Here is a 25,006-nt window from a genome sequence, read left to right on the forward strand (position 1 = left end):
TTGAGCTATGAGCCTGGCTATTTTACATTGGGAATCAGCGGACGCCCGTAACTATCTCTTTAAGATAGATATCGGCACCAATACCTGTTATCGTTTCAAAATAGGCAAACGCATCATAGACAGGGCCGGCATCAGATGGGTGGATGACGTATCACGGCAGACACCCTTCCGGCAAAAAAAGAAGCTCACCTTCCTGGGCGATAGTGAAGAGGAAGTAGCGCTGCCCAAAAATTATTTCGATCGTGAGAACTGCTATGTTCAGTTGCTCAGTGCCAAAGACCCCAGTGGCAGGGCCCCCGCGGTATCAAAGGTAGTACGGGTTCCCATCGGACTGCAACAGATCAACACAACGCATTTCACACTATCATCATCCCTTTCATCATCAGCAAATACCAACATGTATACCACAGATTTCAATCCTGTCAGGAATATTTCACACGATGCGCAGCAGCTGGCACAGCAGGCTTCTATCGAAGATATTCTCGGCAGCCTGGTAAGAGCGGTGCTGCCGGCAGCTATCAATGTGCTGAGCCCCCCTGCAACCGGCAGTGGTAGCGGATCTTCCGGTAGCGGTACTGCCGGTGGTGCCACCGGTATGCTGGCCAACCTGCTGGGAGCTGTGCTCCGCGTGGTGGCGCCTTCCATTCCCGGCTTCAGCGCACCCCAGTCTGTTGATACACCGATGGTAAACGATAACAATCGTTTCGACGTCAATGGCGCCGATAACAACCAGTTCTCCAAACCATTCGTTTTCGGTATCGATGATGCGCTGCTGGCTTCACTTGCAGGGCCTATCATACAACAAGGCATGCAGCTGCTGCCTCAACTCATCAACGCTGCAAACCAGCACAAGCTGCAAACGTTGCAGGCCAACAACCAACTGATGACCACACTCGCCGGTGACGTACAACGCAGATTAATGCTACAGCAACTGTTACAACACCAGCCCGCCGCAGGCGCACCCGCCGTGGACCCCGCCGTACTGGCCCAGCTGATCGCACAACTGCAAAATGCGCCCGCCGCACCACCTGCAGCTGCACCGGCTCCCGCCGCCGCACAATCGCTGTCAGTATCCAATGGCAGCTATGCCCTCAGCAGTACAGTATTGCTCACATTCGAATCGCTGAAACTATCGCCTTACAACGGCCAGAAAGTTTTACTGCTGCAACAGACAGATAAGATTGTCTTCAAAATAAAACTGAACGTTAGCACAGCTCCTTCCAAACCCTTACCCAGAGCCATCTATACGTTCTACATTAAAGATCCTGCCACCAGGCAGCTGTTGCTCGAAAAAACTTTCCGCCGTAAAGACGTTATGGCCAACAGCGTACTGGACTTCGAATTTATGAAGAATGAAATTTCCGGTATCCCGCTGAACAAAAACATAGAAATATTCGCAGAGATGCGATGGAGAACTGCCAGTGGTAAGGAATACAAAGCCGTTGGCAATACGCCCGCCGTATTTGTACAACAGTACTTTGCACAGGATCAGGGCGCCGCAGTATCAGGCGAAAAAGAACTGACCGACATGAAAGTATACCGCAGCTTCTGGAACAAAGTATGGCAATCCCCCTCCCTGGGCAAATCAAAATCGCTGTGGGAACTGAATGTTGACGCAAAATACACCGTAACATTATCTGCAGATCATACCGCTAACGGTATCACCCCTACGAAATTATCTGTCGACGAAAAAGATAAGGAAAGCCTCACCGATACCACCTCAGGAAAAATGAAAGCCGGTATTGAGCTGAGCATCACGGAACTCAACAAACTGCTCGGAGGCTGGGAAGGCGCAGCCCCGCTCAATGACGAACAGCTTGCCGCAATCAAAACAGCGGACTTCGCACGTTCAAATGCATCTGAGATGATCTACAACATCAAAATGAGAGGCAGAACCTACGAACAGGGAATGGTCTGGATAGTACCGGTGTTCAGGCAGTTCGAAATAACGCTGGGCAAAGTAGAATCCCTTACACAGGAAGGCTATGTAGATCAGCTGAACAGCTCCAAAGTGAAGTTCCCGCTGCCCGTAAGCGCCAGGATCATAAGCATTAAATCAAACAATCAGTAAGCATATGGACTACCCTTATTATACATACGTCCGCAGCCTGTCTGACGATGAAAGCGAAGACAGTAACAAGCAGGATAATGAAGCGGAAGAATACAAGTTTGAAGGATTTGAAATAGAAACCAATGTAAAAGTAACACTCAACGCTGTCAATAAAATCAAGGCATCATGATAGACGAATCATTCCTCTCCTTCCGCAATATTCTCGACAAACTACTGGACATACCCGGAAACAGCATCAGGGATGAAAACAGTGGCATGCATTTCTATATCGATGAAATAGAAATAGCTACGCCCGTAGAACTGGACATCAGCGTGGACGATAACGGCAAAGTGACAATAGGATCTGTCCCCCCCTTGTACAGGGTAAACACTTCCTTCCGTCCTTCCTATCACAGTATTACTGTTAAGGCAGAAAAATATACCCCTCCCGAAAATGGCGAATGATAACAAATACTGGAACCTCGAAGACTTTGTAGACTCGCTGGTGGTGGAGCTGGACAAAACCCGCGAAACACTGGCCATCAAAGCCATCAACAAACCGCTGACCTACACAGTGAAAGACCTCGCTATTGATCTCAACATCTTTCCTACTTACGATGGAGATCAGATCAGGTTCATCACCGCACAACCAGGCCAGCAGGGCGCTTCGAAGGTGAACATACAGCTGGGCTCAATCACAGACCAGCAGGTAAGAGCCACCACCAAAATATCAGGACTGAAGAATGATACCAAAATAGATGAGATAGAAGTAGATCCGAAAACCAAAAAAACATTGCGCAAAATGGGCGTAAGTTCTGTTGATGATCTCAAAGAAATAGAAAAGAAACAAGTAGACATCCAGCGCGCATCCGACAACGAAATAGATTATAAGACACTGGCCAACCAGATACAAAAATCAAGGAGGAGCATGACACCGCCGAAGGTAAGCGCAGTAAGTCTTTCCCTGGATGACAACAAACGCCCCTATCTCCATATCAAAGGAGAAAACTTTACACTGGACCCGCAATATCCGCCGGTGACAGTGATTAACAACAGCCTGGCAGAAGTAATGGACTTCAGCCCCAATGAGATAAAAGTGTTGCTGGACAGGCAGCATATTGCCAAAGGTGACTCAGAACTGATCATGACCTTCGACCCCTATACCCTCGTAAAAATGAATATCCGGCTTTAAAAAAGTAACAGCATATGAAGAAGCATACTCCTTACACCTGCTACGACGACATGCTGAGCGATTATTACGGCTGTCACCGCCCGCCCAGAAAGAAAAAGAAGCATCGTCCGCTGACGCAGAGCTTTGACAACGGTGAAGTGATTCCGGGCAAAGACAGTGAGCCTTTCCAGGAATATATCGTGGCAGCGTCCATGGATAAAGATGGGGATGTTTTTGAAGAATATATTGTGATGTCTTCTTCCACGGCAGACGAAACTGGTGAAGAAGAATATGTGGTAGCATCATTCTCGTATAATGGTGACAATTATGATCCCGCATCAACTGACCCTGGTTATATAGCCACCGCTTCAACCGTAAGCGCCAACCAGGATTTACAGACAGATGTGCTGAACCAATTTGCCGGCGCCGCCGAAGCTGATCCGGCGGCAACAACGGATACATCAGCGCCTGCGCCTGCACCTGTATACGGAAAGCCACCGGCTCCTGCAAAACCCGCAGCGCCCGCAGCAGATACCGGCGTGCCTGCACCCGATGCTGCGCATCCGGATACGGACTCCCTGCTGAGTGACCTGAAACAAATGCAGCAACCTCCATCCACCGCACAGGAAGCCGGCAGCGGTTCATTATCGTCAAGAGAAGAAGAAATCGTAAGCGACCTGCAAGCTATACTCTCCGGCAAAAAAGTATACGACGCACAGAGCAAGTCTATGGTGAGCCGCGATGAACTGGGCAAAGCCCAGTCTGTGAGCGACAACGGCAACAGCAACGGTCACACCGCCGGCAATGATCCCGGCGCCAAAAATGAACACGCCATCTTCGACCGCATAGCCCAGAACATGAAGTTCGCCAATGCATATAACCTGGGCACCATACAGGTAGACACAGAAGAACTGAACAACCGCTTCAATGAGTTTGACAGGGTGCAGGAAGCGCCGCCATCACGGCCTTCATCTTCCCCCAAAAATACAAGCAATACAGTTACTGCCGCACCACAGAAAATGAGTGAGCAGGAGGATTTTGATCCGGCAGAATTTATGCATGACCTGGATGAAATACATAAACAAGGGCAAAGTCAGCAGCCTGCAGCTACTGTAGAAGCGCAACCTGCACCCAGCACGCAGATGAGCCCACCTGCAGACTTTCCACCCCGTCCCACCAACCTGCGTCCGCTGACCTCTCAGGAACGCGCAAATGAATTTGGCGCCTTCGCCTTTGTACCCGACCCGTCTACTTTCGGCGGCGACGGTATACGTGTCACAGACAACTGGATGCGAGATAATATCACGAGTGTTGACATCCCTCAATTGAACGGTAAGCTCCAGGGCGGACGTCCTATCCAACATGGCAGCATCAACTTCCATCGCGCCGGTGCCGAAAGGCTTCGCCGCCTCTGGGCCGCCTGGGAAGCCGCCGGCCTGCTCGACAGAGTACTCACCTTTGAAGGCGGCTATGCCGCACGGTTCATCAGGCACACCGAAGGACGCAACCCGCGGCCGCTCAGTAACCACTCCTGGGGCACTGCCTTCGACATCAATGCTTCACAGAACGGATTTGGTCAGGAACCCGCGCAAATGGGACAACGCGGCTGCGTAAGAGAACTGGTGGCCATCGCCAACCAGCACGGATTCTTCTGGGGCGGCCACTTCCGCGGACATAAAGACGGTATGCACTTCGAGCTGGGAAAAGTAATCTAATATTCTTCAGATAATCAATCTTTATCAAAAATGGAAAATCGTTTCTTTGAAGTAAGCAAACAGCTGAGCACCGGCAAGCGCGGGTCTAACGGATATACGGAAGCTGCATCCATTGTGGAAAGATTCGCCAACTCATTTGATGCGGTTAACTATGCAGTGCCCGGCATTGTAGCGCCCTTGCGCCAACCCTCCGGCATGGTATGCTGGGCCACCGTTACCACCATGATGGTAGGATGGAAAAACCAGCAATCATCTTCCATAGAAACCGTTATTGGCAATATCGGCGCCACCTATCTCAATAAATTCAGGAACAACCAGGGACTCCTCGCTTCCGAAAAGATCCCGTTCCTGCGCACAGCCGGATTACAATTCGAATACCCGCAAAGCCTCACCATTGCCGGCTGGGAACAGATGATGCGCAACTATGGCCCCATCTGGATCACTACCGCTGAAGGTTCTGATGCCAACTTCGGTATTCACGCCCGCATCATGACTGCTATCCGTGGCGACGGTACACCCGAAGGCACACAACTTACCATCATTGATCCCGCAGCCGGAAACACCTACCAGGAAAGATTTGCTGACTTCCTCGTGAAATTTGAAAGAGAGGTACGCGTGAGTACTGCATGGGACGGCAGGATACAGATCGTACACTGGCCCACCGGTGTTTCTGTAGCCCGCTCTCTTTCCTTCAACGGTGTTTCGGAACAAATGAGCACCGTTTCCACCGCCGGCGTAGACCTCATCAAAAGACTGGAAGGCTTCCGCGCACAAAAGTACAACGACCAGGCAGGTCACTGTACCATCGGCTACGGAACATTATTACATAAAGGCAACTGCAATGGCGACGCATCTGAACAACCATACGCCGGCGGTATCACAGAACAACGCGCCACCCAGCTGCTCCAGGAAAGACTAACCACCTTCCAGGAAGCCGTCAACAGCCGCGTAACCGTAACGCTCAACCAGAACCAGTTTGACGCACTGGTGAGTTTCGTGTACAACGTCGGTACAGAAAACTTCAGGAGATCTACACTACTGCGCTTACTCAACCAGGGCAACTACGGCGCTGTCCCCACCGAAATGCGCAAGTGGGTGAAAGTACGCCGCAATGGTCAGCTGGTAGACTCCCAGGGACTTATCAACCGCCGCAATGCGGAGATAGAGCTGTTCAATAGGGCCGTCTCCGGCAGCGGTGCCCAGTCCTTCTCCTTTGACATCAACGATGGCTTTGCTGCTGATTTCACCGTACAGGAAGACTTTATCCAGCAATATGGACAGAATGCCGTAGATAGCATGCGGCAAACGCGTGTACCCGCTTCCGTTACCCTCGCACAGGCCGCACTGGAGTCTGGCTGGGGCAGACATGCACCACGCTTCAATTTCTTCGGTATCAAAGCAGGGTCCTCCTGGAGCGGAGAACGACAGCTGCTCACCACTACAGAAGTACACAGCGACAATGACCGCAGCAGGCATCCATATCCGGAAATAATATCTATCGAACAATTCACCGACGGCAGTGGCAACACCCGCTATCGCTGGCGTGTAAAAGACTACTTCAGAGCATATGCCAGCGCTACGGACAGTTTCACCGATCATGGCAATTTCCTCGTCCGCAACAGCAGGTATCACGAAGCCTTCAACCATACCGACGATGCACGCCAGTTTGCCAGAGAGATCGCACGGGCTGGTTATGCTACTGATCCCAATTACGCCACCAGCCTCATACAGATCATCGATCATAACAATCTGACCCGCTTCGATACACCAGCTGCTGCTCCTGCAACACCGGGGGCTCCGGCAGCGCCAGGTGTATCCGGCGCCAACAGCAGCACCGTACAGGAATTTGCCGGTGACATCCTCTCCAACCCAGGCCGTGTAGCCATTCCGCAGGCCATACGCCAGCAGCTGGAATCTATCAGAACCAATGGCAACTACACGCTGAACGGTACAACCTTTGTGCCTTCGCTGCCACTGCTGCAAAGTATCGCACAAATACTCTATTTCTCACTGGACCATAACAGGAGTGCCAATCCGGCATTCGGTATATTAAGTTATATCCGCCCGGCATCATCTCATCACTCCAACGGCACCGCAGTAGATATCACCCACATCGACGGCAAACGTATCGATGTGCGTAATCAGCAGCAATGCCTGGATGCAGTGGTAGTAGCCATCAATAACCTGGCGCCGGGCGCCTATGCATTGGGACTGCCAAGGCCCCCCTATGCAGACGGAGCAGGTGCAGATCATGACTTTACTACCTATAACGGTCACATCACCGTTTATAACAATACACATCCGCCAACCCTGTTACCACAGTACCAGGACCTGCCCACTACCGGCAACTTCTTCCTGCCCAACCGCTGGAATGAACACTCTCCTACCGGTAGCACAGCCACAGACCTGAATCATATCACCAATGAAACATCCCGTAATGTACTGCGTACAGCCATCAGCAACGCACAGAGCAGGGGTGCGAACATCAGGTACCTGTTTGCAGATGCACTGGACCATCTGCATATACAAGCGCTTTGAGGAGTGGAATAAGATTTTAGCAGTTAGTCTCTAACTGCTAAAATCTTATCTTGCAGGAAACACCTTCCCTCTCCGATGAAAAAACTGCCACTGTTATTATTATCAGCAGGAATTATTTTCTGCGCCTGTAAAAAGGATGAAACGCACACTTCCCCTGCTTTCAGTGCAGTGGATAAAGTACTGAACGATTCCGTTCCCACACGGTTCAACGGCCGTTGCTATGTAGAGATTCATGTGAATGGAAAAACCGTGTACTCCCGGCAGGCCGGCGGTTACAATGCCAGTACGCGCCTCCTCATTGCGTCCTGTTCCAAATGGCTGTCGGCCGCAGTGCTCATGAGCCTCGTGGATGAAGGAAAGCTGAAACTCACAGATTCTGTCGGAAAATTTCTTCCCATCTTCACCACTTATGGCAAAGGAAAAATCTCCATCGCACAACTGTTCTCCCATACATCCGGCTTCCCCGGCAATTCTTCACAAGGCTATGAATCAGACGTAACACTCACGCTGACCCAGGCAGTGGACAACATCGCAAAAAATGTAGCGTTGGAAAGTCAGCCTGGAACCCGCTTCTACTACGGCGGCATAAGCATGCAAATAGCAGGTCGTATATGCGAAGTCGTTAGTGGAAAAAGCTGGGGTGACCTCGCACAGCAAAAAATATTCAGTCCATGCGGCATGACAGACACAGACTACGGTCTGACCTCCAATCCTATCATTGCAGGCGGCGCGCGCAGCACACCGGCAGATTATATGCGCTTCCTGGACATGCTGATGAACAAAGGCGTAACCACTGACGGTAAACGTGTGCTCACCAACATAGCAGTAGATGCGATGGAACAAAGTATGACCGGCAACGTGACGGTAGCTTATTCTCCCTATCCGCTCAATATCCTCAACACACCTCATTTCTACGGTATCGGCAACTGGCGCGATCTCACCACTGCCGATGGCACGCTCATGGAGAACAGCAGTCCTGGCGCATTTGGTAGTCATCCCTGGATCAACCGCTCCAAAAAAATCACGGGCTTTGTGTTTACCTTCATCGCCAACAATGGCGCCGCCATTACCCTGCCTACTTGCCTGACAATCCGCAAACTGGTAAGGGAGCAACTGTAGTTTCTCGCAAAGGTGCAAAGGGAGCAAAGGATATTTTTAAGTTAGCAAAGAACTGTTTTATAGTCCGAGTATATTTTGGGGACTACTAAATAGTCTTAATTAACTTAAAAATATCCTTTGCTCCCTTTGCACCTTTGCGAGAAACTACAATTCCAGATAAGGCGAGTAATAATGCATCTTCTGATAATCGGGAGAATGCCTGGCAATTCCTTTCCCGATGTCTTTCCGCATTTTGTCATTTAATGTAAGGAAGTAGACGAAAATCCCTTCTATAGTGATGAAGAAAGCCGTTAGCAAAAAGCCTTTGAGACTCGTAAGGGTGCTCCACATCGCCGGTAAACTCATGGCTTCCGCGGGAGTATGCCCAACCTGTACCGGCATAAAATGCAATGGATAGATAACTGTGATCGGAAAAGCGATGATCAGCACAATAATGATATTGCTGACAGGCTTGAAGGTCTCCCGGAATACTCTCAATTCCTGTTCATTCTTGCGGAATAGCTGAATGAGTTTGCGGGTATCTGTTTCAAGATGATCGATAAACATTCTTTCACGCTGAAGATGATCCTGCACCTCGTGCGGAACCGCTTCTTCGGTAAAGCCATTGCGCTGGTATTTCTCCTGCAGTTCGCGGAAGGTTTTCAGCACCACATCGTTGGCTTTGAACAGACGGTCGTCTTCTGAATATATTTTCTCTAGGATGTCGATATCGCTGAGGTCATGGAAGGCGCCGCGTTTTATCTCATCGCGCAGGGCTTCGCTGCAACGCATCAGGGTGGAGTTGTACCAGCGGAACCTGCGTTGTCCGAAGCTGTGTATCAGTTTGTCTCGCTCGATCATCAGCTCTTCAAAAACCGACAGAATCGCATTCACTTTTTCATTCAGCCCTATCAGCCTGGAGATCAGAAAAGCAGCAATAATACCGATCAACGCAGCGGCGCTCTGGCAGAATGAACTGAAAAACCAGTTCCAGTCAGTCATATGTAGCTATTTGATTATGTTGCAATTTGGTTATTTAAGTACGGTAATAAATCTCTTACTATACTTAAATAACCAAATAACAACATAAATACATAAACAAATCTTAATTGCTCAATCTGAACCAATCCTTCGCATATGGCTTCAGCAGCGTAGTGGCAGCATCTGGACCCCAGGTACCAGCCTTGTATAAGCGAAGTTGTTTGGCAGGATATTTCTTCCAGGTATCAATAATCGGCATAACTACTTTCCAGGCAGCTTCCACCTGATCTGCACGCATGAATAAGGTAGCATCTCCTTCCAGCACATCCAGCAGCAACGCTTCATATGCTTCCGGCAATGACTCCTTGTAGGCATCCTGGTACATGAAGTCCATTTCTACCGGCAGCAGCTTCATATCCAGACCAGGCACCTTACTCTCAAACAGCAGGCTTATTTCCAGTTCCGGCTGAATACTGATGAGCAGCCGGTTGGGTACTACGTCATCCTTAAAGATCTTATGCGGAGAATCCTTGAACTGGATGACGATCACAGAAGATTGCCGGGTCATCGATTTACCTGTGCGCATGAAGAAAGGTACACCTTCCCAACGTTCGTTGTCAATGAACAGGCGCATAGCGGCAAAAGTCTCCGTATTTGATTTGGAAGACACCTGCGCTTCTTCGCGGTACGAAGGCACAACGGCACTATTCACTTCACCGGCAGTATATTGAGCACGGATCACATTTTTAAAAACATCTGTTGGTGTGAACGGTCTCACATCCTTCATCACTTTTGTTTTGGCATCACGTATCTTTTCTGCGTCATAAGCGCCGGGACATTCCATTGCAACGATGCAGAGCAGCTGCATCAGGTGGTTCTGGATCATGTCGCGCAGGGCGCCGCTGCTGTCATAGTAGCCGCCGCGTTTTCCCACCCCTACCTGTTCTGCCACACTGATCTGTACGTGATCAATATATTTTTTATTCCACAGTGGTTCAAATACATAGTTGGCAAAGCGGAACGCCATGATATTCTGCACGGTTTCCTTCCCGAGATAATGATCAATACGGTAAATCTGTTTTTCTGCGAAACGTTTTGCAAGGAAACGATTAAGCTTCTTAGCAGTATTGAGATCAGAGCCGAAAGGCTTCTCCACCACGATGCGATCCAGCGCGGCTTTATTGCACAGCTTATGTGTATACAGTGCTTCTGCAATCACTTCAATAAAACGGGGTGCTACGGCAAAATAGAACATGCGTATGCCGCGCTTCTCCGTTTTCATATCAAATTCATCGAGCTTCGATTTCAGCTGTGTATAAGTATCCGGGTGTGTAAAATCTCCCTGCAGGTAACAGATCCTCTCCGCAAATGTTTCCCATTGTTTGGGATCAGCCTTGCCGTTACGGCTGAATTCATTAATGCCTCCAAGCAGATCATTACGGAAAGCATCCATATCTACGGTCAGAAAATCCACACAGTAAATAGTAAAAGCTTCGGGTAGCCGGTTCTCAATGTAAAGATTATACAGGGCAGGTATCAGCTTACGCCTGGTAAGGTCTCCTTTTGCACCAAAGATGGTTATAGCGGACGGAAAAACTTTTTTCGGTTTCATAGCCCGAAATATAGCCCATTTTTTCGGAACTTAACTGCTATTTACTGCAGTGGGCTTTATCGTTCACGTTATGTTTTCGTAAACGGTAACTAAACAAAAATTCCCCGGTTACCTCAGCCACTTATCAACCTTGCAATAGCAAACGCGCAACCAGCTGCAATAGTACCAATCACGGCTACACGCAGGCCACCGGAAACCGGATTAAGACCGGTAAGTTTGCTCTTGATATAACCAAAAACAAAGAGACAGATAATAGTGATCACTGCCGAGATCTTCAATCCGGAGAGGCCTTCGTTTACAAAGAAATAGGGCAGCAACGGTATCAGTCCTCCTATAATATAGGATACCCCAATGTTGAGCGCGCTCTTTGTAGCCCGCCTCGCGTCAGGCTTCTCCAGACCCAGTTCATATTTCATCATGAAATCGGCCCAGCGGTCTTTGTCTGTAATCAACTCTGCAGCGGCGCGTTGTTGCAGCTCACGGCTGAGACCCAGTTCTGCAAAGAAGGTTTCCACCTCTTCCCGCTCCTTCTCTGGAACCGCTTCTATTTCTGCATATTCGCGCTTCAGTTCACTTTCATAATGGTCCTGTTCTGTTTTTCCTGCCAGATAACCACCCAGCCCCATAGCGATGGAACCTGCTGCTATTTCCGCCAACCCCGCTATCACAATCAGATTCACATCTTTCACAGCGCCGCTCAACCCCGCCGCCAGCGCGAAAGGCACCGTAAGACCATCCGACATGCCAATAACAATATCTCTCAATAATGCTGACCCGGTAAAATGCTGTTCGTTATGTTGATGATCCATGAGAGAAATTCGGATTTTGAGATTTTCGAATGTAGGAATTTTTAAATACAATACTATAATTAGCTAACATTTGTTATAATCTCTCCCGCATTTCAAAATTCCTGCATTCGTAAATCTCAAAATACCTAAATTTGCGCAAGTCAAATCTCTATCATCGATAAATGAAGAAAGCTACAGCGATATTTTTACTCTTTCTATATCTGTTCGGCTCTACGGATGCCTGCCAGATACTGAGGCTACCGCTGCTGGTGAAACATTACGAAAAGCATAAGTGCGAGAATGCAGATCTTACACTGGCGGCTTTCCTGAAGATGCATTATATCGATGAACAGCCTTTCGACAGCGACTATCTACAGGATATGCAGCTGCCTTTCAAATCCCCCGACGTCTTGTGTATATCCCTTCCCACGCTTGTTCCTGTACCGGTAACCTTATATGTACCCCTACTGGAACTGCCGAAGGAGAGTTATATTGTCATGAACGATTGTACGCCTTTACACAGTTTTCCCGGTAATATCTTCCAGCCTCCCAAAGCATAGATCATTATTTTTGTAAGCCATAAACCGTTATTTTATTTATCTATTGATAAATAAATGCTGTGCGCGATAGTGCCGCGTACCCCATGGCATGAACTATTTCATCTTATGCGGGCAGTAGTGTTTTTCTGACGAAGAACAAGCCGCCGTATTGCGGCACAACAAACTGCCACTACATGCTGTTACCGTCAACGTTACACGGTATAGTGTCCTTTTTTACTCTTTAACAGCAATACATGTTAAACCGGATCATTCATTTCTCGATAAAGAACAAGCTGATCATTGGCCTTTTCATACTGGCGCTGATAGGATGGGGAAGTTATTCTGTTACCCAGCTGCCGATAGATGCAGTGCCCGACATCACCAACAACCAGGTACTGGTCATATCATCCGCCCCCAGCCTGGGTGCCCCCGATGTGGAACGCTTCATTACCGTACCTATAGAACTGGCTACACGCAATATCCCCGGTATTATTGAACAACGCAGCTTCTCCCGCTTCGGCCTCAGCCTGGTAACAATCGTTTTCGACGACAAGACAGATGTATACTGGGCCCGGCAGCAGGTAAGCGAAAAGCTGATGCAGGTGCGGCAACAGATCCCCCCCGGCATGACGGAACCAGAACTGGCCCCCGTAACCACCGGCCTTGGCGAAGTTTTCCAGTATGTAGTACGGCCTAAACCCGGCTACGAAGGCAAATATGATCTCACCGCCCTCAGAGATATACAGGACTGGATCGTGCGCAGGCAATTACTCGGTACCGAAGGGATAGCCGATGTCAGCAGCTTCGGCGGCTCCGTCAAACAATATGAAGTGGCCATCAATCCTGAGAAGCTGAAAAGCTTCCAGCTCACCATCTCAGATGTATACAAAAGCCTCCGGGAAAATAACCAGAACACCGGCGGCGCCTACATTGAAAAAGGACCTAATGTGCTCTTTATCCGCAGTGAAGGTCTCGTGCAGAATATCCAGGACATCGGCAGTATTGCTGTAAAACGGGTAAATGGTACCGTACCGGTATTGGTCCGTGACATCGCGACAGTACAAACGGGAAAGACTATACGCTATGGCGCCATGCTGTTCAACGACCAGGGCGAAGTAGCCGGCGCGGTAGTGATGATGCTCAAAGGCGGGAACAGCAATAAAGTGATCCTAAATGTCAAAAAAAAGATCGCCGAAATAGAAAAAACACTCCCCGAAGGCGTAGCCATAGAAGCTTTCCTTGACAGAACCAAAATGGTTGACAACGCCATCTCCACCGTAGAACGCAACCTGGTAGAAGGCGCCCTGATCGTGATATTTGTGCTCGTGGTCTTCATGGGTAATATCCGTGCAGGCCTCATCGTAGCTTCCGTAATACCGCTGGCCATGCTCTTTGCACTGATCATGATGAACATCTTCGGCGTAAGCGGTAACCTGATGAGCCTTGGCGCACTGGACTTCGGCCTGTTGGTAGACGGTGCAGTGATCATCATTGAAGCAGTGATGCACAAACTCACACAAGGCGCCACTCTCCGCGGGGTAAACCGCATCACACAGGAACAGATGGACAATGAAGTGGAAAGCTCTGCTAAATCAATGATGAACAGCGCAGCCTTCGGTCAGATTATCATCCTCATCGTATACCTGCCGATCCTCTCCCTCAGCGGCATTGAAGGCAAGATGTTCCGCCCGATGGCTGAAACCGTATCCTTCGCCATCCTCGGCGCCTGCCTGCTTTCCGTCACCTATGTGCCGATGATGGGCGCATTGTTCCTAAATAAAAAACTCAGTCACAAAGAGAGCTTCGCCGATAAGATGATGACAAAGGTCAAGCAATGGTATGACCCGGTATTAAAGAGAACACTGCAAATCCCTAAACTGGTGGTGGCAGGCGCTTTCCTGCTGTTTGGCATAGCCGTGTTTATCCTCACCACATTAGGCGGCGAGTTTATACCGCAGCTGGAAGAAGGAGATTTTGCAATAGACACCCGGCTGCTCACCGGTTCCTCGCTCACCACTACCATCAATACCACGCAACAGGCTGCACACGTACTGTTGAAGAAATTCCCGGAAGTGGAGAAAGTAGTCACTAAAATAGGTTCCGGCGAAATCCCTACCGATCCCATGCCCATGGAAGCGGCTGACCTCATGGTAATCCTCAAACCTAAAAAAGACTGGACCACCGCAGAGAGCTTCCCCGAGCTGGCCGGCAAAATGAGCAAGGCCCTCCACGAAATTCCCGGCATCACCACCGGCTTCCAGTTTCCGGTACAAATGCGCTTCAACGAACTGATGACAGGTGCACGCCAGGACGTGGTATGCAAGATCTTCGGCGATGATCTCGACACACTGGCGCTATATGCTGATAAGCTGACCCGCATCATACAATCCGTAAGCGGCGCCAAAGACCTTTACACAGAAACAGTAACAGGCATCCCACAGCTGGTGGTCAACTACAACCGCGAAGCGATAGCCCGTTACGGCGCCTCCATCACCGATGTGAATAATACCATTCAGTCCGCCTATGCCGGTGCTGTAGCCGGGCTCGTATTTGAAGGCGATAAAAGATACGACCTCGTGATCAGGATGAATGAGCTACAGAAAAAAGACCTCAGCGAAATAGAAAACCTGCCGGTAGAATTACCAGGCGGTGGACAAGTACCACTGAATACCCTGGCCTCCATAGCTATACAGGACGGCCCTTACCAGATACAACGCGAGGATGCGCGCCGCCGCATCACCGTAGGATTCAATGTCCGTGGCCGCGACGTACAAAGCATTGTCAACGAACTGCAACAAAAGGTCGGCAAACACCTGAAGTTCCCGCCGGGATACTACGTCACCTACGGCGGACAATACGAAAACCTCCAGCATGCAACCCGCCGTCTTAGTATAGCCTTGCCCGTAGCCCTGCTGCTGATATTCCTGATGCTGTTCTTTGCATTCCGCAAGCTCAAATATTGCTTACTGATATTCTCCGCTATTCCGTTGTCAGCCATTGGCGGCGTGATCACCTTGTGGCTGCGCGGCATGCCTTTCAGTATATCCGCAGGCGTTGGGTTCATCGCGCTCTTTGGCGTAGCGGTGTTAAATGGAATTGTATTGATCGGTGAAATGAACCAGTTAAAAAAAGATGGTATGACAGATCTCAGGCAGATCATTCTACAGGCTACGCACGACAGATTACGGCCGGTGCTCATGACAGCCACAGTAGCTTCACTCGGCTTCCTGCCTATGGCGCTGAGTAACGGCGCCGGAGCAGAGGTACAGCGTCCGCTGGCCACCGTGGTAATCGGCGGCCTTGTTACAGCTACGCTGCTCACGCTGCTGGTACTGCCCGCTCTCTTCCTCCTCTTTGAAGGTGGCTGGAAACGGAAACCCCATGCTGCAATGTTTATCATCCCGCTGCTGGCGTTACCTTCCCTGCTCCATGCACAAGGCACTAAGCCCATGACCATGCAGGAAGCGCTGCACACAGCGCAGCAACAGAACCTCCAGCTGAAACTGAGCAACCAGCAGGCAGCCTACTTTGAAGCGCTTACCCGCACACACGCAGACCTTCCCAAAACACAGCTCAGCGCTGAGTTGGGAAATATCAACAGTAGCGCATTCGATAATAAATTCACCCTCACGCAGAGCTTCGCAATGCCGGTACTATACAAGCGCCAGCGCACCGTATTTGAGCAGGAGTGGAAAGGCGCACAGCTGCAAACTAATCTGCAACAGGCAGAAGTGCAGCGGCTCGTGAAACTGGCCTATCTGCAGCTCCAATACCTGAAAGCGAGAAAACACTTGTTACAACAAACAGACAGCATCTTCGCCAACTACGCACGCGTGGCAAAACTCCGTCATGATAATGGCGAAAGCAACCTGCTGGAGAAAGCCTCCCTGGAGAACCAGGCCCGGCAGGTACAGATGCAGCTGGAATTGTTGCAGGACGACAATAAGACTGCATCCACTGCACTGGCCATGTTGCTGAATGAGCGCAATGCCGCCATCGATGCAACGGATAGCCTCAGCAACACCGCTGTCCTGTTTGATAGCACCACATTACAGCAGCACCCCTATCTCGAAACTTTCCGTCAACAGGAACGTATATCCGGCAGCGTTACCCGCCTGGAAAAGGCCAGACTGCTGCCCGATTGGTTACTGGGTTATTCCAATCAATCCATCATTGGATGGCAGACCGCCAAAAACCGGGAAGAACAGTACTACGGCGGCGGCAGACGTTTCTCACTGGCGCAGGTAGGCGTAGGAATCCCCATCTTCACCTCCGCACAAAAGGCGAAGATCCGCGCTGCTGAACAAATGCAGGCATCTGCCGTCACAGCTGCAGAGCTGGCCGCCACCAAACTATATACACAGCTGGAGCAACACTGGAACGACTACACGAAATACCAGAAGGCAGTGCAATACTATCAGCAGTCGGCATTACCGCAATCTGGCATTATCATCAAAACAGCCAATCTCAGTTATCGGAATGGGGAAATAGGTTATATTGAATGGAGCACGCTTATCAGCAATGCCATCAGCCTGCAAAGCCAATATATCGACGTACTGAAAGAACTCAATACAAGCAAAACAGAACTGGAATACTTACTTCAATCCAATCAGAAATAATATGCACCGGATATTCATATATACCGCTTTCATCGCGCTGCTGTATGCCTGCAAAAGCAAACCAGCACCCGCTGAAACAGATGAGACTAACACAAACGGCAACACAGTAATGCTCGACAGCCTGCAAAAAAAGAACGCCGGCCTCACCTATGATACCATCCGCCACATGCCCATGCACAACGTGATCAGGGCAAGCGGTGTGGTAGACGTGCCTCCACAAAACCTCATCTCCATCAGCTTCCCGCTGGGAGGCTATCTCAAAAGCACGACCCTTCTCCCCGGATCTCCGGTAAATAAAGGAGAGGTGATCGGTATCATGGAAGACCAGAGCTTCGTGCAGCTGCAACAGGATTACCTGACAGCCAGGTCTAACATGGAATACCTCTCAGCAGACATGCAGCGCCAAAAAACACTGAGCGAAGCCGACGCCATCAGTAAAAAGAAATACCAACAGATACTCAATGAATATAAAAACGCAGAAATCTCCCTGAAATCACTTGGCGAAAAACTGCGCATCGTCAACATCAACCCTGCTAAATTATCTGTCGGTAATATCTCCTCCACTGTACCACTCTACTCTCCCATCAATGGATATGTCACCAAAGTGAATGTAAACATCGGTAAGTATGTAATGCCTACTGACGTACTGTTTGAGCTGGTCAACCCGGAAGATATACACGCCTCCGTTACCGTTTTTGAGAAAGACCTCCCCGCATTCAGCAAGGGATTGCATGGTACAGTTTCACTCGCCGATAAACCGGATAAAACATACGACATCGAAGTGATCCTCGTGACAAAGAACGTAAACGATAACCGTAGCGGACTGATACACTGTCACTTCGAAAATGCAGGCCACGACCTGCTGCCGGGCATGTTCCTCAACGCCACCTTTGATATGGACAATGAAATGGCAGTAGCCGTACCGGAAGAAGCCGTAGTACGCTATATGGGAAAAGAATATGTTTTCGCAACAAATGATGAAAAACAATTCACACTTATTCCGGTGACCACCGGCCGGAGAGAAAATAAATTTGTGCAGCTGACCGGCGACGGCCAGGCATTACAAAATCAGAAACTAGTGATAAAGGGCGCATATGCTGTATTAGGCCAGATGAAGAATAAAGGAACAGAAGAGTGATGTCTTTTCGCAGAATGAATTTCTTCATACAAGCTTAACCTTGTGTTAATATTCCGAAAACATGAGAAATTGATTTTTGGGGCAAACTTATATGATGAAACTGTACGCGAAAGCCTCCCTTATCTGCCCGTTGCTGGCAGGAGCTATGATCATTGCCTGTAATAAGAACGATGATAAGCAGGAGACGCCCCCTCCTGCTTCAGGCATTGAACTGAAAACACAGTCGGTAACGCCTTCACTGGTAAAGACCCTCTCAGGATACGATGCATTGCAGATTTTCCCGCTCATCAGCAGCGACGACAAACTGGCTGGTTCCCCTGATTTTATTTACGGTGCACAGCCTGATGGCGCCGGTATAATCAAAGATCCGGCAGGTGACGGATACATTATGATCAACAACCACGAAATACTTTGCTCTGTATCACGCGTGTATCTCGATAAAAACCTGAAGCCGCAGAAAGGTGAATATATCGTAGACAAATACGGCGGTATGCAGAAACGTCTCTGCTCTGCCACCATGGCTACTCCTGCTGAACATGGCTTCGGCCCGCTGTTCTTCACTGCCGGCGAAAGCGGTGCGGAGTCCATGATTCACGGCATCAATCCCCTTGCCAGTACCACCGAAAAAAGAAGCAACAGAACACTCGCCGCACTGGGCAAATGCAGCGCTGAGAATGCAGTGCCTCTGAATAAAAATGCTTACCCCGGTAAAACTGCTATCTTCATCGGCGAAGATGACGGCAAAGGCCAGGTTAATCTCTATCTCTCCAACACCGTGGGCGATGTGAACGACGGTAAACTGTACATGCTGCGCAGAACAGACCTCAACACAGTTGAAACAGACATGAAAGTTGGCACTACCTACGACGTAGAATTCGTAGAATATGATAACGTAAAAACCAGCACCGGCGATCAGCTCGCAACACAGACGGTTGACAAGAAAGCCATCCAGTTTGCCCGCGTGGAAGATCTCGACTACGGTAAAGGTTCTGCTGAAAACAACCGTAAACTGTACTTTACTGCTACCGGTGTAAGCCAGTCAGACAAGTCAACACCTGTAGAAGGCTTTACGATGTGGGGCCGCGTATACCGCCTGGAACTCGATCCGGCAACTCCGCTGAAAGGCAAACTCACGCCGCTGATTGACGGTAACGTTGATCCGGGTAATAGCATCGTAAACCCGGATAACCTCTGCGTTACACAGAACTACGTGTACATCCAGGAAGATGGCGATTCTTTCTATAAAGACAACAAACACGATGGCCGCATCTGGCAGTATAACATCGCTACCAAAGCGATCAAGCCTATGCTGGAAATGAACCACCGCCGCTCAGATGCTACCTTCAACGGCAAATACAATCCTTCCAACGATCAGCGCCTGAGCTCATGGGAATATGGCGCGATGTACGACATCTCTGATCTCATTGGCAAGCCTAATACTTTTGTAGTAAACATCCATCCGCATACATGGAGAGATGACAAGTTTAAAGATGCAGATGGCAGCGGCCTGAACACCGATCCGGCTGCAGGTCATACCGAAGGCGGACAAACCGTGATCGTCACCGGTGTTGAAAAGTAAACCGGCCTGTTTTATCAACATAGAAGTTTCCCCCCTGCGGGGGAAACTTTTTGCATATACACCATCTATGGCAAAACGCAGTCGCATCCTCTTTATATGCCTGTTAAGCTGTGTAATCAGCTTTACTTCCTGTCGCAACATAAGCACAGGCAACACATTCGATCATCAAATCCACGCCTGGCTCGCTACGCATGCCGACTCTCTCGAAACGATGACCGACAGCCTGCTACAGCTCAGCAACAGGAAGGTGGGCGAAGCATCCTTACAACAGGCATTCACCGGTTGCAGGAAGTACTATAAACAACTGGAATGGTTCAGCGAATACTATGCACCAGCTACTGCACGCATGCTGAATGGCCCGCCGTTACCCGAAATAGAAACCGAAGAACACCGCATCACAGCGCCCCCGTCCGGGCTACAGGTAATAGAAGCGTTGCTATATCCCTATGATAGCGCCAACACTATAGAGCTGGTAAAAGAAATCAGGTCCTTTAAATCAGCCGTCATTGGCCTCAGAGATGCCATAGAGAACATGCATTTCGATACAGCGCATGTTTTTGAAGCATGCAAACTGGAAGTGTTCAGGGTAGCCGCACTTGGCATCAGCGGATTTGATACGCCTCTGTGCGGTCTGGGTATTAAGGAATCTGCCACATCACTGGAAGCAGTGATGAAGATATGTATGATGACAGGCATCCCCGACAGCCTTCAGCAACGTTTCAATCATGCCATTGCCATCGGCAGACAATCACAACATCCGCATAACTTCGACTATGCAGCATTTATCACCGCTCAGCTAAATCCGCTTACTACAGTCATGATGCAGTGGTATCAACAGGAAAAGCTGCCGCTGGTAAAAGATCAGACGGCCCTGCGCAATGACGCACGCACACTTTTCGACACTTCGCTATTGAACATCCGGTATTTTGTGCATGCTCCGGATGCCATACCTACGCCGGAAATGACAACACTGGGCAAAGAGCTTTTTGAAAACGCACAGCTCTCCGGCAACGGTAAACGTAGTTGTCAGAGCTGTCACCAGCCGGATAAAGCCTTTACAGACGGCATGAACCAGCCGCTCACACTCAGCGGTGGCGCACGGCTGCTACGGAATACGCCCACACTACTGTATGCGGGATTCCAGCATGCACAGTTCTACGATATGCGCTCTCCTACGCTGGAAAACCAGGCGCTGGATGTACTGAGCAATAAAGATGAAATGCATTCTTCTCCACAGAAAGTAGCCGCCTGGCTGAACACAATGCCAGGTATGCCGGAGTGCTTCCGGAGAGTATTTCCGGGCATGCAGGACAGTATCAGATCCAGGCAGGTGATCACAGCCATTGCTGGCTATATCCGGTCATTGCAACCATTCAGATCTGCATTCGACAAATACATGCAGGGCAACACAACCGCGATGAGCACACAGGAGGTGAAGGGCTTCAACCTCTTCATGGGTAAGGGGCGTTGTGCCACATGCCATTTTGTGCCGCTGTTCAACGGCACCGCCGCACCCGCCTTTTCTAATACAGAGTCAGAAGTACTGGGCGTCTTGCAGCAACCCGGAAAACCTATCCTGGATAAAGACCAGGGAAGATATATACATACAGAAATGGAAGAGCTGAAGTATGCATTCAAGATACCGACCTTACGCAATATTGCACTGACGGCGCCTTACATGCACAATGGGGCTTACAGCACGCTGGAGGAAGTGATGGAATTCTACAATAAAGGAGGAGCGGCCGGTTATGGCATTCATCTGCCCAACCAGACGCTCGCCCCTGATCCTCTGCAGCTATCACAGGATGAGATCAAAGCGCTCGTGGCTTTTATGCACACCCTGACAGATGATAACCTGCAAAAGGGATTATAACGTTAAAGAGCATACGATTTCCCGGCAATCGTACGAATGGTTTTTGTGAGACCATTATACTTCACGGTGCATGTACCTCCTGCCTTGGAGAAGATCTTTGCAGCGGTTACCTTACCGTTGGCCCATTGTATATCGGCAACGAATGCACCTCTTGCGCAGAGCCCCTTCACGGAGCCATTCTTCCAGGCATCCGGCAAGGCAGGCAGTAACTCGATAGCGCCCGCATGGCTTTGCAGCAGCATTTCCGCAATACCGGCGGTGGCGCCAAAGTTGCCATCTATCTGGAAAGGCGGATGCAGATCGAAAAGATTGTCCGCCGATTTTTTTATAAGGATGGCGTTAAATGCCTTGAGTGCATCATTACCGCTTTTGAGTCGCGCCCACAGGTTAGTAACCCAGGCCGCACTCCAGCCGGTATGTCCGCCGCCATGCTGCAAACGGTACTCCAGCGATTTGCGCGCAGCTGCCACATACTCCGGCGATTCGTTTTCGTTAAAAGCGTGGCCGGGATATAAGGCGTAAAGATGCGACATATGCCTGTGCCCCGGCTCCAGCTCTTCGTAGGGTTGTGCCCACTCCTGGATGCGGCCGTCGGCGCCGATTTTAGGCGCCAGCATCCTGCTTTTTGCAGTAGCTACTTTTGCAATCAGTTCATCTTTATCATCCAGTATAGCCGCTCCGGCTAGTACATTGGTGAACAGCTCCCCTATTACTTCCTGTTCATGACTAGGTCCCATGCTGATAGATCCATTGCTGCCGTCAGGCGCACGGAATCCATTTTCAGGCGAAGAAGCCGGACCCGATACCAGCTTACCTGTAGTGGAATCTGTTACCAGCCAGTCGAGATAAAAACGGGCAGCATTCTTCAATGTGGGGTAAACACGTTGAAGATAAGACTTGTCGAGTGTAAACGCATAATGTTCCCAGAGATGCTCACATATCCAGGCACTGGCAGACGGCGCAAGTCCCCACGACGGATGCTCACCGGGAGAAGTGTATCCCCATACATTTACAATAGGATTGATGCTCCAGCCTTTTGCATGAAACTGCACTGTGGCCGATTTTGTTGCGGGCTGCTCAATGCTCCGGATAAAATCAGTGAGCGAAAGATGCAGCTCGCCAAGATTGGTATTTTCCGCCAGCCAGTAGTTCATCTGTACATTGATATCGGTGTGATAATCGCCGTTCCAGGGTGTCTGTATTCTGTTGGCCCAGATCCCCTGCAGGTTGGCAGGCAATGTATTTTCCCTTGCTGACGTGATCAGCAGATAACGGCCGTATTGAAAGTAAAGCTGGGTGAGATAGTTGTCGTTCCCCGTCTTTTTTACATTATTCAGTCTTTCATCTGTCGGAATATCATCCCCTGTTTTATCATCCGAAATAGTAAAATCAACGCGGGAAAAATAACGCTGGAAATCCTTTACATGCTCCTGTTTCAGCGTAATGTAAGGCTTAGCCGCAGCTTTGTTCAGCGCTTCCTTTGTAAGCTGTGCATAATTTCTTCCGGTATAGTTGGGATATACAGGCATATAGCTGGTGGATGCAGTAAGATATAAGGTCACTTCATCAGCCTTCTCAATCACCAGCTCATTGTTGCGGTACAACAGTTTGCCATCTTTCACAGCTGCTTTTAGCCGGGCCATATATCCCATGCCTTCGCCGCCTTTACCATTATTGAGCCGGCCAGTCATAATCAATTCATCACCGGAAGCCTGGGTGGTGAAACGTTCCGGGCGGTCCAATGTAGCAGTGAAAGAAACGGCCCCCTTCCTGTTGGAAGTGATTCTGATGATCAACGCATTGGCGGGCGCACTGATAAAATACTCCCGTTTATACTGAACGCCATCCTGTTCATAACTGACGGTAGCTATCGCTTCATTCAGATCGAGGGTACGGCGGTAGTTGGTATAGCTGCTGCTTTTCCCGAAGTTGATGCGCAGATCGCCCAATGTCTGGAAACAACCAAAGGGCGCATTGGCGCCATTGCCTCCGCTGGAGCCAACACCTTTGCAGATCTGTGTCCTGTTGGTAAGTGTGGTAGCTTCTTTAAATTTTCCCTGGAATAAAAGCTGGCGTATTTCGGGCAGATATTTTGCGGCGTCGGGGTTATCATTATCATCATTGCTGCCGCTCCATAATGTTTTTTCGTTCAACTGTACGCGTTCCCGGTTTACGTCTCCGAAAACCATCGCGCCTATGTTACCATTGCCGAGAGGCAGGGCTTTCAGCCATTCCGCATCATCAGCCGTACCCCGCATACCGTCGGGAACGGTAGCATCGGCAGGATGCGCATACCATAACTTCAAAGATTGTGCTGACAGTGACAACGTCAGCATAAGTACAAATAGACAGGTAAATATATATTTCATTACTCAGAATTTCCGGACCTGGATACGTGGATGAAGCAGAAAGATACTGCTTTTGTACTCAAAATCCCAATAGCGGCAGATCCGGAAAGTTCATGAACATGATTACTTGCAGATGCGGAATGCATAACCGGCTGTAACTACACCGGCGCCAGTGCGGTTTTTACCGTTAGCTTCATCTTTCTGAATAGTGATAAAGCCATAGTGGCCGCCACCTTCCAGGAATATACTGCTGCGCTGATTAAGTTTGTAAGCAATACCTACATGGCCATCAATACCAAAATTGGTAGAATTCAACTTGTCTTTGATGTCCTCTTTCCTGTCGAAAGATACTGCTCCAAGAGGCAGTGGCTGTTTATGCTGTTCATCAGCATAAATAATGCTGCTACCACTGGTTTCATTTTTTGCAGATAACAACAGGCTCACAAAAGGACCTACAGCTGCATACAGATCCCATTTAGGATTGTTCAGGAAATGATACTTCGCCAGTACAGGCAGCATCAGGTAATTGAGTTTGGCTACGCTCTTGTAGTCGGCATACAAAAGTGGAGGCAGCGGCGTACCTGCAGGGAACTGAGTCGGATCCGGCACAAAAGCCTGATTACCGTTTTTCTTACCACCTTGTGAAGAATAACGCAACTCAGGTTGAATAGAGAATTTCTTTGTCAGGTGAAACTCCGCGTGTATACCTGCATCCAGCCCTAACCTGGAATTGTAGCCGCTGCTCAGCGGGTTGTTAGAGTTTCCGGAAGTGAGGTTGGGAATACTTAACCCGGCTTTTACACCCAGGTCTACCTGCGCCTGGGCGCGGGAAACATTCAACACGAACAGCCCGATAACTGGTACGGCTATACGCAATAAGTTTTTCATAAGAGAGCTTTAGATTGATAAATCAAAAAATTTACAATATGTAAAGCTACAACTATCTTTATCAAAATG

17 protein-coding genes are annotated in these 25,006 nt (G+C 49.4%); 12 read left to right on the plus strand and 5 right to left on the minus strand.

Annotation, left to right across the window (positions count from 1 at the left end):
• The first annotated feature begins 7 nt into the window (after positions 1-7).
• The 7 genes from VM802_RS03930 to VM802_RS03960 all read left to right on the plus strand — a co-directional run bounded on the left by VM802_RS03930 (position 8) and on the right by VM802_RS03960 (position 8,593).
• Positions 8-2,071 carry a hypothetical protein gene (locus VM802_RS03930; RefSeq protein WP_325528189.1) on the plus strand — a complete coding sequence of 688 codons (2,064 nt, stop codon included), beginning with the start codon at positions 8-10 and terminating at the stop codon, positions 2,069-2,071.
• A gap of 4 nt (positions 2,072-2,075) precedes the next feature.
• Complete coding sequence (locus VM802_RS03935; protein ID WP_325528191.1) at positions 2,076-2,240, plus strand: hypothetical protein; 165 nt, start codon at positions 2,076-2,078, stop codon at positions 2,238-2,240.
• A complete protein-coding gene (locus tag VM802_RS03940) occupies positions 2,237-2,515 on the plus strand; it encodes a hypothetical protein (protein ID WP_325528193.1) in 279 nt (92 codons plus the stop codon). The genes VM802_RS03935 and VM802_RS03940 overlap by 4 nt, the downstream gene beginning before the upstream one ends.
• Positions 2,505-3,242: a hypothetical protein gene (locus tag VM802_RS03945; RefSeq protein ID WP_325528195.1), complete on the plus strand. Its 738-nt coding sequence runs from the start codon at positions 2,505-2,507 to the stop codon at positions 3,240-3,242. Before VM802_RS03940 ends, VM802_RS03945 begins: the two co-directional genes overlap by 11 nt.
• Positions 3,243-3,256: 14 nt before the next feature.
• A complete protein-coding gene (locus VM802_RS03950) occupies positions 3,257-4,936 on the plus strand; it encodes a M15 family metallopeptidase (RefSeq protein WP_325528197.1) in 1,680 nt (559 codons plus the stop codon).
• A gap of 30 nt (positions 4,937-4,966) precedes the next feature.
• Entirely contained in the window at positions 4,967-7,474 is a 2,508-nt protein-coding gene (locus VM802_RS03955; RefSeq protein ID WP_325528199.1) for a glycoside hydrolase family protein, read from the plus strand.
• Positions 7,475-7,549: 75 nt separating this feature from the next.
• Positions 7,550-8,593, plus strand: a complete 1,044-nt coding sequence (locus VM802_RS03960) for a serine hydrolase domain-containing protein (protein WP_325528201.1) — start codon at positions 7,550-7,552, stop codon at positions 8,591-8,593.
• Positions 8,594-8,737: 144 nt separating this feature from the next.
• Here VM802_RS03960 and VM802_RS03965 read toward each other — a convergent pair whose 3' ends face one another.
• The 3 genes from VM802_RS03965 to VM802_RS03975 all read right to left on the minus strand — a co-directional run bounded on the left by VM802_RS03965 (position 8,738) and on the right by VM802_RS03975 (position 11,974).
• On the minus strand, positions 8,738-9,574 hold the full coding sequence (locus tag VM802_RS03965) for a hypothetical protein (RefSeq protein ID WP_325528203.1): 837 nt from the start codon (positions 9,572-9,574) through the stop codon (positions 8,738-8,740).
• Between the two features lie 103 nt (positions 9,575-9,677).
• On the minus strand, positions 9,678-11,165 hold the full coding sequence (gene zwf, locus VM802_RS03970; protein WP_325528205.1) for a glucose-6-phosphate dehydrogenase: 1,488 nt from the start codon (positions 11,163-11,165) through the stop codon (positions 9,678-9,680).
• A 113-nt stretch (positions 11,166-11,278) separates the two neighbouring features.
• A complete protein-coding gene (locus tag VM802_RS03975) occupies positions 11,279-11,974 on the minus strand; it encodes a VIT1/CCC1 transporter family protein (protein WP_325528207.1) in 696 nt (231 codons plus the stop codon).
• Between the two features lie 161 nt (positions 11,975-12,135).
• On the opposite strand from VM802_RS03975, the gene VM802_RS03980 reads away from it, so the two are divergent.
• From VM802_RS03980 to VM802_RS04000, 5 genes are all read left to right on the plus strand, one after another.
• Complete coding sequence (locus tag VM802_RS03980; protein ID WP_325528209.1) at positions 12,136-12,513, plus strand: hypothetical protein; 378 nt, start codon at positions 12,136-12,138, stop codon at positions 12,511-12,513.
• 233 nt (positions 12,514-12,746) lie between these two features.
• Positions 12,747-17,111: a CusA/CzcA family heavy metal efflux RND transporter gene (locus tag VM802_RS03985; protein ID WP_325528211.1), complete on the plus strand. Its 4,365-nt coding sequence runs from the start codon at positions 12,747-12,749 to the stop codon at positions 17,109-17,111.
• A 1-nt stretch (position 17,112) separates the two neighbouring features.
• A complete protein-coding gene (locus tag VM802_RS03990; protein WP_325528213.1) occupies positions 17,113-18,249 on the plus strand; it encodes an efflux RND transporter periplasmic adaptor subunit in 1,137 nt (378 codons plus the stop codon).
• Between the two features lie 91 nt (positions 18,250-18,340).
• Entirely contained in the window at positions 18,341-19,828 is a 1,488-nt protein-coding gene (locus VM802_RS03995; protein WP_325528215.1) for a PhoX family protein, read from the plus strand.
• Positions 19,829-19,895: 67 nt separating this feature from the next.
• A complete protein-coding gene (locus VM802_RS04000) occupies positions 19,896-21,701 on the plus strand; it encodes a cytochrome-c peroxidase (protein ID WP_325528217.1) in 1,806 nt (601 codons plus the stop codon).
• 2 nt (positions 21,702-21,703) lie between these two features.
• On the opposite strand, the gene VM802_RS04005 is transcribed toward VM802_RS04000, so the two are convergent.
• Together VM802_RS04005 and VM802_RS04010 are read right to left on the minus strand one after the other, a co-directional pair.
• Entirely contained in the window at positions 21,704-24,070 is a 2,367-nt protein-coding gene (locus VM802_RS04005) for a glycoside hydrolase family 95 protein (protein WP_325528220.1), read from the minus strand.
• Between the two features lie 102 nt (positions 24,071-24,172).
• Positions 24,173-24,937 (minus strand): porin family protein, encoded by a 765-nt coding sequence (locus VM802_RS04010; RefSeq protein WP_325528222.1) that lies wholly within the window; start codon positions 24,935-24,937, stop codon positions 24,173-24,175.
• Positions 24,938-25,006: the final 69 nt, after the last annotated feature.

The organism is Chitinophaga sp. (assembly GCF_035538455.1).
Classification (GTDB): Bacteria; Bacteroidota; Bacteroidia; order Chitinophagales; family Chitinophagaceae; genus Chitinophaga.

What these genes read in the sequence shown, in the direction of transcription:
- VM802_RS03960 (WP_325528201.1), top strand. Translation starts at nt 7,550, where the DNA reads ATGAAAAAACTGCCACTGTTATTATTATCAGCAGGAATTATTTTCTGC.
- VM802_RS03990 (WP_325528213.1), top strand. Translation starts at nt 17,113, where the DNA reads ATGCACCGGATATTCATATATACCGCTTTCATCGCGCTGCTGTATGCC.
- VM802_RS04005 (WP_325528220.1), bottom strand. Translation starts at nt 24,070, where the DNA reads ATGAAATATATATTTACCTGTCTATTTGTACTTATGCTGACGTTGTCA.
- VM802_RS03985 (WP_325528211.1), top strand. Translation starts at nt 12,747, where the DNA reads ATGTTAAACCGGATCATTCATTTCTCGATAAAGAACAAGCTGATCATT.
- VM802_RS03950 (WP_325528197.1), top strand. Translation starts at nt 3,257, where the DNA reads ATGAAGAAGCATACTCCTTACACCTGCTACGACGACATGCTGAGCGAT.
- VM802_RS03965 (WP_325528203.1), bottom strand. Translation starts at nt 9,574, where the DNA reads ATGACTGACTGGAACTGGTTTTTCAGTTCATTCTGCCAGAGCGCCGCT.
- VM802_RS03930 (WP_325528189.1), top strand. Translation starts at nt 8, where the DNA reads ATGAGCCTGGCTATTTTACATTGGGAATCAGCGGACGCCCGTAACTAT.
- VM802_RS03955 (WP_325528199.1), top strand. Translation starts at nt 4,967, where the DNA reads ATGGAAAATCGTTTCTTTGAAGTAAGCAAACAGCTGAGCACCGGCAAG.
- VM802_RS04000 (WP_325528217.1), top strand. Translation starts at nt 19,896, where the DNA reads ATGGCAAAACGCAGTCGCATCCTCTTTATATGCCTGTTAAGCTGTGTA.
- VM802_RS03980 (WP_325528209.1), top strand. Translation starts at nt 12,136, where the DNA reads ATGAAGAAAGCTACAGCGATATTTTTACTCTTTCTATATCTGTTCGGC.
- VM802_RS03940 (WP_325528193.1), top strand. Translation starts at nt 2,237, where the DNA reads ATGATAGACGAATCATTCCTCTCCTTCCGCAATATTCTCGACAAACTA.
- VM802_RS03995 (WP_325528215.1), top strand. Translation starts at nt 18,341, where the DNA reads ATGATGAAACTGTACGCGAAAGCCTCCCTTATCTGCCCGTTGCTGGCA.
- VM802_RS03945 (WP_325528195.1), top strand. Translation starts at nt 2,505, where the DNA reads ATGGCGAATGATAACAAATACTGGAACCTCGAAGACTTTGTAGACTCG.
- zwf (WP_325528205.1), bottom strand. Translation starts at nt 11,165, where the DNA reads ATGAAACCGAAAAAAGTTTTTCCGTCCGCTATAACCATCTTTGGTGCA.
- VM802_RS03935 (WP_325528191.1), top strand. Translation starts at nt 2,076, where the DNA reads ATGGACTACCCTTATTATACATACGTCCGCAGCCTGTCTGACGATGAA.
- VM802_RS03975 (WP_325528207.1), bottom strand. Translation starts at nt 11,974, where the DNA reads ATGGATCATCAACATAACGAACAGCATTTTACCGGGTCAGCATTATTG.
- VM802_RS04010 (WP_325528222.1), bottom strand. Translation starts at nt 24,937, where the DNA reads ATGAAAAACTTATTGCGTATAGCCGTACCAGTTATCGGGCTGTTCGTG.